The organism is Streptomyces corynorhini, assembly GCF_003346515.1.
GTDB classification, from domain to species: Bacteria; Actinomycetota; Actinomycetes; order Streptomycetales; family Streptomycetaceae; genus Streptomyces; species Streptomyces corynorhini.
The window spans coordinates 1-9657 of the sequence record NZ_QQNA01000078.1 but is presented as its reverse complement, the minus strand read 5'-3'; the positions used below and the strand labels follow the sequence as shown (position 1 = coordinate 9657).

5 protein-coding genes are annotated in these 9657 nt (G+C 70.0%); 3 read left to right on the top strand and 2 right to left on the bottom strand.

All coding sequences use genetic code 11. The annotated features are described in order from the left end of the window. Window positions 1-244 precede the first annotated feature (244 nt). The 3 genes from DVH02_RS11215 (at window position 245) to DVH02_RS11200 (ending at window position 5422) form a co-directional block, all read left to right on the top strand. Entirely contained in the window at window positions 245-1522 is a 1278-nt protein-coding gene (locus DVH02_RS11215; RefSeq protein WP_114623628.1) for an NAD(P)/FAD-dependent oxidoreductase, read from the top strand. 247 nt (window positions 1523-1769) lie between these two features. Beyond that, window positions 1770-3677, top strand: a complete 1908-nt coding sequence (gene dnaG / locus DVH02_RS11205; protein WP_114623627.1) for a DNA primase — start codon at window positions 1770-1772, stop codon at window positions 3675-3677. Window positions 3678-4378: 701 nt separating this feature from the next. Beyond that, complete coding sequence (locus DVH02_RS11200) at window positions 4379-5422, top strand: RNA polymerase sigma factor (protein WP_407697612.1); 1044 nt, start codon at window positions 4379-4381, stop codon at window positions 5420-5422. A gap of 206 nt (window positions 5423-5628) precedes the next feature. On the opposite strand, the gene DVH02_RS11195 is transcribed toward DVH02_RS11200, so the two are convergent. Next, window positions 5629-7554, bottom strand: coding sequence for an ABC transporter ATP-binding protein (locus DVH02_RS11195; protein ID WP_114623625.1), 1926 nt, complete (start codon window positions 7552-7554; stop codon window positions 5629-5631). Continuing rightward, window positions 7554-9287: an ABC transporter ATP-binding protein gene (locus DVH02_RS11190; RefSeq protein ID WP_114623624.1), complete on the bottom strand. Its 1734-nt coding sequence runs from the start codon at window positions 9285-9287 to the stop codon at window positions 7554-7556. Before DVH02_RS11190 ends, DVH02_RS11195 begins: the two co-directional genes overlap by 1 nt. Window positions 9288-9657 lie beyond the last annotated feature (370 nt).

Here is a 9657-nt window from a genome sequence, read left to right as displayed (position 1 = left end):
CCCCCCGCAGTCCCCGTTCCCGCAGTCCCCGTCCTCGCAGTCCCCGTCCCCGCAGTCCCCGTCCAGCCGGTCACGAGCCACCGCGTCCCTCATGCCTCACGGCCCCGGATACGGGCATATACCAGAGGAACCGGATCACGGTGGGACCCGACCGTGAGGCAGGCCCGAGGAGCGCTCCCCCTTTCGCCGTCCGGCTCGGTACGGGACGCTCGCAGATGGCGAAAGCACGAAGAGGAGGCATCAAGTGGTCGACGCACATCGGACATTTGTCATCGTCGGCGGAGGGCTGGCCGGGGCGAAGGCCGCGGAAACCCTGCGTGCCGAAGGGTTCACCGGCCGGGTGATCCTCATCGGTGACGAGCGCGACCACCCCTACGAACGCCCGCCGCTGTCCAAGGGCTACCTCACCGGTGGCGAAGAGCGCGGCAGCGTCTTCGCACAAGAGCCCGCCTGGTACGCGGGGGCGCAGGTGGAGCTGCACCTCGGCCAGGCCGTCACCGCCGTCGACCGAGACGCCCGGTGCGTCCTGCTCGGCGACGGCACCTCGCTGCGGTACGACAAGCTGCTGCTGGCCACCGGCGCCGAACCGCGTCGGCTCGACATCCCCGGTACGGACCTGGCGGGCGTCCACCACCTGCGCCGACTCGCCCACGCGGACCGGCTCCGCCAGGTCCTCGCCGCGCTCGGCCGGGACAACGGCCATCTGGTGATCGCGGGAGCGGGCTGGATCGGCCTGGAGGTCGCGGCGGCGGCGCGCGGATACGGCGCCGAGGTCACCGTCGTGGAGGCGGAGGCGACGCCGCTGCACCAGGTCATCGGCCCCGAGCTGGGCCAGTTGTTCGCCGATCTCCACCGGGACCACGGCGTACGGTTCCACTTCGGCGCCCGGCTCACCGAGATCACCGGCCAGGACGGCATGGTCCTGTCGGCCCGGACGGACGACGGCGAGGAGCATCCCGCGCACGACGTCCTGGCCGCGATCGGCGCGGCCCCGCGCACGGCACTCGCCGAGGCCGCCGGGCTCGCCCTCGCCGACCGGTCGGAGGGCGGCGGCATCGCCGTGGACGCCTCGCTGCGCACCTCCGACCCGGACATCTTCGCCGCCGGCGACGTGGCGGCCTTCCCGCTGACCGGGTGGGGCGGCCAGCGCGCCGACCGGCGGGTACGCGTCGAGCACTGGGCCAACGCGCTCAACGGCGGACCGGCCGCCGCCCGCGCCATGCTCGGCCAGGACGTCACCTACGACCGCGTCCCCTACTTCTTCTCCGACCAGTACGACCTGGGCCTGGAGTACTCGGGGTGGGCGCCGCCTGGCTCGTACGACCAAGTGGTGGTCCGGGGCGACGCGGGAAAGAAGGAGTTTGTCGCCTTCTGGCTGAAGGACCGCCGGGTGCTCGCCGGGATGAACGTCAACGTGTGGGACGTCACCGAGCACATCCAGCGCCTGATCCGCTCCGGTGAGCCGCAGGATCTGGACGCCCTGGCCGACCCGAACGTTCCGCTGGCCTCGCTCGGGGGATGAGGGGATGAGCGGATGAGGGGATGAGCGGACCGGGCCACCGCCCCCGATCACCCACCGCCGCAGCCACAGCCCCCCCATCACCCACCGCCCACCGCCCCGATCACCCACCGTCCTCACCGCCCGCCGCCGTCCCGCCCCCGCCCTTCCTCCCTCGTCCCCCTCCTCTCCCTCCCTCTCCCCCCTCCTCTCCCCCGGGGCAGTCGGAGGGCTGGCGGCGGGTGTCAGTGCGGGCCCGTAGAATTCACGCGTGGCCGGCAGGATCAACGATGACGACGTGAAGGCGGTTCGGGACGCGGTCCCGATCGACGCCGTCGTGTCCGAGTACCTCCAGCTGCGCAGCGCGGGCGGCGGCAATCTGAAGGGGCTCTGCCCCTTCCACGACGAGAAGTCCCCCTCCTTCCAGGTCAGTCCGAGCAAGGGTCTCTTCCACTGCTTCGGCTGCCAGGAGGGCGGGGACACCATCGCCTTCGTCATGAAGATCGACCATCTCTCCTTCTCCGAGACGGTCGAGCGGCTGGCCGCCCAGGCGGGCGTCACCCTTCGTTACGAAGAAGGCGGTTACAACCCGTCGAGCCAGCGCGGCGAGCGCACCCGGCTGGTCGAGGCACACAAGATCGCGGCGCGGTTCTACGCCGAGCAGCTCGCGGGCGACGAGGCCGAGATCGGCCGCCGGTTCCTCGCCGAGCGCGGCTTCGACCAGGCGGCGGCCGAACACTTCGGGGTCGGATACAGCCCGGTCGGCTGGGACCACCTCACCCGCTTCCTGCGCGGCCAGGGCTTCTCGGACAAGGAGCTGCTGCTCTCCGGCCTCTCCCAGGACGGCCGGCGCGGCCCGATCGACCGGTTCCGCGGCAGGCTGATGTGGCCGATCCGCGACATCTCCGGCGAGGTCGTCGGCTTCGGCGCGCGCAAGCTGCGCGACGACGACAACGGCCCGAAGTATCTGAACACCCCGGAGACCGCGATCTACAAGAAGTCCCAGGTGCTGTACGGGGTCGACCTGGCGAAGAAGGACATCGCCAAGTCCAGCCGGGCCGTCGTGGTCGAGGGATACACGGACGTCATGGCCTGCCATCTGGCCGGGGTGACCACCGCCATCGCCACCTGTGGCACGGCCTTCGGCGGCGACCACATCAAGATCCTGCGCCGACTGCTGATGGACAACGGCAGCGCCCGGGTGATCTTCACCTTCGACGGTGACGCGGCGGGTCAGAAGGCCGCTCTGCGTGCCTTCGAGGACGACCAGAAGTTCGCCGCCGAGACCTACATCGCCATCGCCCCCGACGGCATGGACCCCTGCGAGCTGCGGCTCGCCAAGGGCGACCAGTCCGTCGTGGACCTGGCGCAACCGCGCACGCCCCTCTTCGAGTTCGCCATCCGCCAGATCGTCGCCCGTTACGACCTGGAGACCCCGGCGGGCCGGGCGGCGGCGCTGGACGAGGCCGCGCCGATCGTCGCCAGGATCAAGAGCGGCTCCTCGCAGCACGAGGTGGCGGTCCAGCTCGCCGGCATCCTCGGCATCCTCGACACCCAGTTCGTGGTCAAGCGCGTCGCCCAGGTGGCGCGCTGGGCGCGCGACCGGGGCGGCCGCGGCCCGGCGGCCGGCCCCGAGCAGTCGTCCGCCCGCCGACCGTACGAGACCGCGGAGCGGCAGGCACCCTCCGGCCCCGCGCTCACCCTGCGCAGCCCCGCCCACCGCACCGAGCGCGAGCTGCTGAAGCTCGCGCTCCAGCGTCCCGAGCTGGTCTCCCCGGCCTTCGACGCCTACGGCGAGGACGAGTTCACCGCCCCGCCGTACACCGCCGTGCGCCGCACCATCGAGGAGGCGGGCGGCGCCGAGTCGGGTCTCCAGTCCGCGCCCGAGTATCTGGCCAGGGTCCGCGAGGCCGCGCCGGACGACCAGGTGCGCGCCATGGTCACCGAGCTGGCGGTGGAGGTCTTCCGGGGCAAGACCATCGACGAGATCTACGCGGGGCAGCAGCTCGTGCAGGTCCGGCTGCGCGCGGTCGACCGCCGGATCCAGGACATCACCGGCACTCTCACCCGGCTGGGCACCCAGGCCGATCCGGACCATTACGCGGCGGTGCAGAAGGATCTGTGGGTCCTCCAGCAGTACGGCCAGGCCCTCCGCAACACGGGCGCCGACGCGCTGTAGGCCCTGTCGTCAAAGTCCCGCCTGGTCGACGACGCCTGGCACGCACGCTCGTCGCGTTGTCGGGGGCGCCCCAGTACATCCGGTACGGGGGCGACCCTCGACCCTCCGCCTTGAGAGCGCAGCGCACCAGACGCGGCGGGGGCCCGCCCTTTGGGCGGATGGCGCTGCTTTGAGTACAGGGCAATACACCTAGGACCGTATCGAGGGCCTCCTCGCGCCCGGATCGGGAAGGCCAACAGCTCGCCCGGACCGGGAAGGCCAACGACTCGCCCGTACCGGGAAGCCAACGACTCGCCCGTACCGGGGAAGCCAACAGCCGCCCGGACCGGGAAGCCAACAGGTCGGAAAGCCTGTATGATCATCATGTTGCTTCGGTTCAGCGAAACGAAGTCACGCGTCTGTGGTCCAAGGAAAGACGTCCGTCTGCCGACGGGAGATGTAGGTGCAAGGCCTGCCGGGCGCTCGATGAACGAAGGGGCCCTTCCTCACCCGAGGAAGGGCCCCTTCTTCATGCGCCCCCCCGGCCGCCCGACCCGTAGGCCCAGGGCCCGCGCACGCGGGGCCCCGCGCGTAACGGCACGGTTACGCACGGGTTCAGAAAGTCATCGCACGCCCCTCGTGGCAGCGATGTGCCGTACCGCACACTGGGGGCGGTGCTGAGTTCCCCGGAGCGCGGTCGGCCGCCTCCGTCCCGCCGCCGTATTCCCCCCGGACGGCAGCGATCACCCAGGAGGTCGCCCCCCGTGCAGACCCAGTTGCTCACCGAGCGCCTCGTGGAGGTACCCGTCGTGCCCGAGCCCCCGGGCGGGCGCCGCGGCCGTGCCGACGCCGGCGGGCCCTCGTCCGACCTGTTCCGGCAGTATCTGCGGGAAATCGGTCGTATACCGTTGCTCACCGCCGCCGAGGAGGTGGAGCTGGCCCGCCGCGTCGAGGCGGGACTGTTCGCCGAGGAGAAGCTGAGCGGCCCCCTCGACCCCGACTCACGGCTCGCCCTGGACCTCGACCAGCTGGTCGTGCTCGGCCGGATGGCCAAGCGACGGCTCATCGAGGCCAATCTGCGGCTCGTGGTGTCGGTCGCCAAGCGCTATGTCGGCCGCGGTCTGACCATGCTCGATCTCGTCCAGGAGGGAAACCTCGGCCTCATCAGGGCCGTGGAGAAGTTCGACTACGCGCGCGGCTACAAGTTCTCCACGTACGCGACCTGGTGGATACGGCAGGCGATGTCCAGGGCCCTGGCCGACCAGGCCCGTACGATCCGGGTCCCCGTCCATGTGGTCGAGCTGATCAACCGGGTCGTACGGGTGCAGCGGCGGATGCTCCAGGAGTGCGGCCACGAGCCGACCCCCGAGGAGGTCGGCGCCCAGCTGGAGTTGGACCCCGCCCGGGTCAGGGAAGTGCTGCGGCTCGCCCAGGAGCCCGTCTCCCTGCACACTCCGGTGGGGGAGGAGGACGATGTCGCGCTGGGGGACCTGATCGAGGACGGCGACGCGGCGTCCCCCGTCGAATCCGCCGCCTTCCTGCTGCTGCGCGAACATCTGGAGGTGGTGCTCTCCACGCTCGGCGAGCGCGAACGCAAGGTGGTCCAGCTGCGTTACGGCCTGGACGACGGCCGGCCGCGCACCCTGGAGGAGATCGGAAGGATCTTCGGCGTGACCCGCGAACGGATACGCCAGATCGAGTCCAAGACCCTCGGCAGACTGCGCGACCACGCCTTCGCCGACCAACTGCGCGGCTACCTCGACTGATCCGGACGGCTACGGCCCGCACGGACGCGGTCAGCGGCTACCCGCGCGACCGCTCCTCCGCACTCGCACGTACCGGCACGTACTGGCACGCACCCGCGCCCCTCACCCACCCCACACCTGCCACCCCACACCTGCCGCTGGACCTCCGCCGCTGGACCTCCGCCCTGGACCTCCGCCACTCGACCCCGCCACTCGACCTCCACCGCTCACTCCACCTCCGCGACGGCCTGCGCGAACTGCGCCGCATACAGACGCGCGTAGGTGCCTTCCGCAGCCAGCAACTCCTCGTGCGTGCCCTGTTCGACGATCGACCCGCTCTCCATCACCAGAATCACATCGGCGTCCCTGATCGTGGACAGCCGGTGCGCGATGACAAAGCTGGTACGCCCGTGAGCCAGCCGCGCCATCGCCTTCTGGATCAGCACCTCGGTACGCGTGTCGACCGAGCTGGTCGCCTCGTCCAGTACCAGGATCACCGGATCGGACAGGAACGCCCGCGCGATGGTGATCAGCTGCTTCTCCCCGGCGCTGACGCCCGATCCCTCGTCGTCCAGCACCGTGTCGTAACCGGCCGGGAGCGTACGGACGAAACGGTCCGCGTGCGCCGCGCGCGCCGCCTCCTCGATGTCCGCGCGCGTGACCTCGCGGGAGGCGCCGTAGGCGATGTTCTCCGCGATCGTTCCGCCGAACAGCCAGGTGTCCTGGAGCACCATCCCGATCCCGGAGCGCAGCTCCTCGCGCGACATCCGCGAGATGTCCAGGCCGTCCAGGGTGATCCGGCCGCCGCTCACCTCGTAGAAGCGCATCAGCAGATTGACCAGCGTGGTCTTCCCCGCGCCCGTCGGTCCGACGATGGCGACCGTCTGGCCCGGGTCCACCGCGAGCGACAGATCGTCGATCAGCGGCTTGTCCGGGTCGTAGCGGAACGACACGTTCTCCAGCGCCACCCGCCCCTGCGGCTCGTGCAGCCGCTCGATCGCCGGCGCATCGGGCTCTTGCTCCGCCGAGTCCAGCAGCTCGAAGATCCGCTCGGCCGAGGCGACCCCTGACTGCACCAGGTTGGCCATCGAGGCGACCTGCGTCAGCGGCGTCGAGAACTGCCGTGAGTACTGGATGAACGCCTGTACGTCGCCGATCGACAGCGTGCCAGAGGCGACCCGCAGCCCGCCGACGACAGCGACCAGCACATAGTTGAGATTGGAGATGAAGAGCATCAGCGGCTGCATGATCCCGCTGTTGAACTGCGCCCGGAAACCCGCCTCGTACAGCTTGTCGTTCTGCTCGCGGAAGCCCTCGGCGGACTCTTCCTGCCGTCCGAAGACCTTCACCAGGGCGTGTCCGCTGTACATCTCCTCGATATGGGCGTTGAGCGAGCCGGTGACCTTCCACTGCCGCACGAACTGCGGCTGCGACCGCTTGCCGACCTTCGCCGCCACGAACACCGACAGCGGTACGGTCACCAGGGCGACCAGCGCCAGCAGCGGGGAGATCCAGAACATCATCCCCAGCACGCCGAGGATCGTCAGCACCGAGTTGACCAGCTGCCCCGTGGTCTGCTGCAGGGTCTGCGAGATGTTGTCCACGTCGTTCGTCGCCCGGCTCAGCACCTCGCCGCGGGGCTGCTTGTCGAAGTACGACAACGGCAGCCGCGACAGCTTCGCCTGGACTTCCTCCCGCATCCGGAACACCGTCCGGTTGACCACGCGGATGGCCAGCCGCGCCGACAGCAGCGTCAGCAGACCCGCGCCCACGTACACCAGCAGTGCCAGCAGCAGGGTGTTGCCCACCGCGTCGAAGTCGATGCCCTGGCCGGGGGTGAAGTCCACCCCGGAGAGCAGATCGGCGAGTCCGCCGTCACCCTTGGCGCGCAGCGCCTCGACGGTCTGCTCCTTGGTGACGCCCGCGCTCGTCTGCCGGCCGACGACCCCCGCGAAGATCAGGTCGGTCGCCGTGCCGAGGATCTTCGGTCCCACGGACGTCAGCGCGACGCCCAGCACGGCTGCCGCCAGTATCCACCAGAGAGTGGCCCGCTCCACGGCCAGCAGCCGCAGCAGTCGTGTGCCGGACTCCTTGAAGTTCATCGACCGCTCGGTGGGAGCCGCGGCCATCATGCGTCCGCCCGGACCGCTCATCAGGCAGCCTCCGCCTCGGTCAGCTGGGAGAGGACTATCTCCCGGTATATCTCGTTCGACGCCATCAGCTCGTGATGGCGACCCGACCCGACGACCCGGCCCGCGTCCAGGACCACGATCCGGTCGGCGTCACGGATCGTGGAGACCCGCTGGGCGACGATCACGACGGTCGCCTCGGAGGTCTCCCGCGACAGCGCACCGCGCAGCGCGGCGTCCGTGGCGTAGTCCAGCGCGGAGAAGGAGTCGTCGAACAGATAGATCTCCGGCCGCCGCACCAGCGTCCGCGCGATCGCGAGCCGCTGGCGCTGACCGCCGGAGACATTCGTGCCCCCCTGCGCGACGGGCGCGTCGAGCCCGCCCTCCAGCGCCTCGACGAACTCCTTGGCCTGCGCGACCTCCAGCGCGTGCCACAGCTCCTCGTCGGTGGCGTCGGGATTGCCGTAGCGCAGATTCGTCGCGACCGTGCCGGAGAACAGATAGGGCTTCTGCGGTACCAAGCTCACGGTCCGCGCCAGCAGCGCCGGATCGACCTCGCGCACATCCACCCCGTCGACCAGCACCTGACCGTCCGTGGCGTCGAACAGCCGGGGTACGAGCCCGAGCAGCGTCGACTTCCCGCTGCCCGTCGACCCGATGACCGCGGTCGTCTCGCCCGGGTGCGCGACGAGCGTCACCTCACGCAGCACCGGCTGCTCGGCTCCGGGGAAGCGGAACTCCGCGCCCCACATCTCCAGATGCCCGCTTCGCCGCAGCTCCCGGACGGGGTTCGCGGGCGGTACGACGCTCGACCTGGTGTCCAGCACCTCTTCGATGCGCTCGGCGCACACCTCGGCGCGCGGCACCATCATGAACATGAAGGTGGCCATCATCAGGGACATCACGATCTGCATCAGATACGCGAGGAACGCGGTCAGCGCGCCGATCTCCATCCCGCCGCTGTCGATGCGGTGCGCGCCGAACCAGACGACGGCGAGTGACGACAGGTTGACCACCGTCATCACGGTCGGGAACATCAGTGCCATCAACCGGCCGGTGGACACCGAGACTTCGGTCAGCTCGGTGTTGGCACCGCGGAAGCGTTCCTTCTCGTAGTCGTCCCGGACGAAGGCCCTGATCACCCGGTTGCCGGTGATCTGCTCGCGCAGCACCCGGTTGACGGTGTCCAGCCGGGCCTGCATCAGCCGGTACAGCGGGCGCATCTTCCTGATGATGAGGGTGACGCAGATCCCCAGTACCGGGACGACGGCCAGCAGTACGGCGGAGAGCGGCACGTCCTGGCCGAGCGCCATCACGACGCCGCCGACGCACATGATGGGCGCGGACACCATCAGCGTGAACGTCATCAGGACCAGCGTCTGTACCTGCTGGACGTCATTGGTGGTACGGGTGATCAGCGAGGGAGCCCCGAAGTGCCCCACCTCGCGGGCGGAGAAGCTCTGCACCCGCCCGAAGACCGCGGCCCGCACATCCCGGCCGAGGGCCGAGGCGGTACGCGCGCCGAAGTAGACGGCGCCGATGTTGCAGATGACCTGGACCACGCTGACGGCGATCATGATCGCGCCGAACTCCAGGATGTAGCCGGAGTCCCCCTTCACGACACCGTTGTCGATGATGGCGGCGTTCAGGGTGGGCAGGTAGAGGGTGGCGCACGTCTGCAACAGCTGGAGTGCCACCAGCAGGGCTATGGATCTCTTGTAGGGAGCGAGATGGGCTCGCAGAAGTCGTAGGAGCACGCGGAATCTCTCGGGTTCGGCTTGGGTTCAGCTCTGATTCGGCTCGGGTTCGGCTCGGGTTCGGCTCTGATTCGGCTCGGTTCTGTGGGCAAGACCGAGGGTGGGGTCCGACCCCATCTTGCGGCACCGCACCCGTGGAACCTCAAGAATTTATGTACAAAGACGAGTCAAGAACATCCATGGCCGAAGCCGCTCTCCGTGGCCGGAAATCGACGCGCGGCGCCGTCGAGACGCGGGCACGCGGCCCGGGGACGTGGCGGTGGCGCCGTACCGGGTCTGGATCAGCCGCCGCGGGCCCCGCGCACCCTGCCTGCCGCTCGCCGCTCCGCCTGCCGCCCCGCCCCGCTCGGCGCGTCCAGCCCTGCTGCCC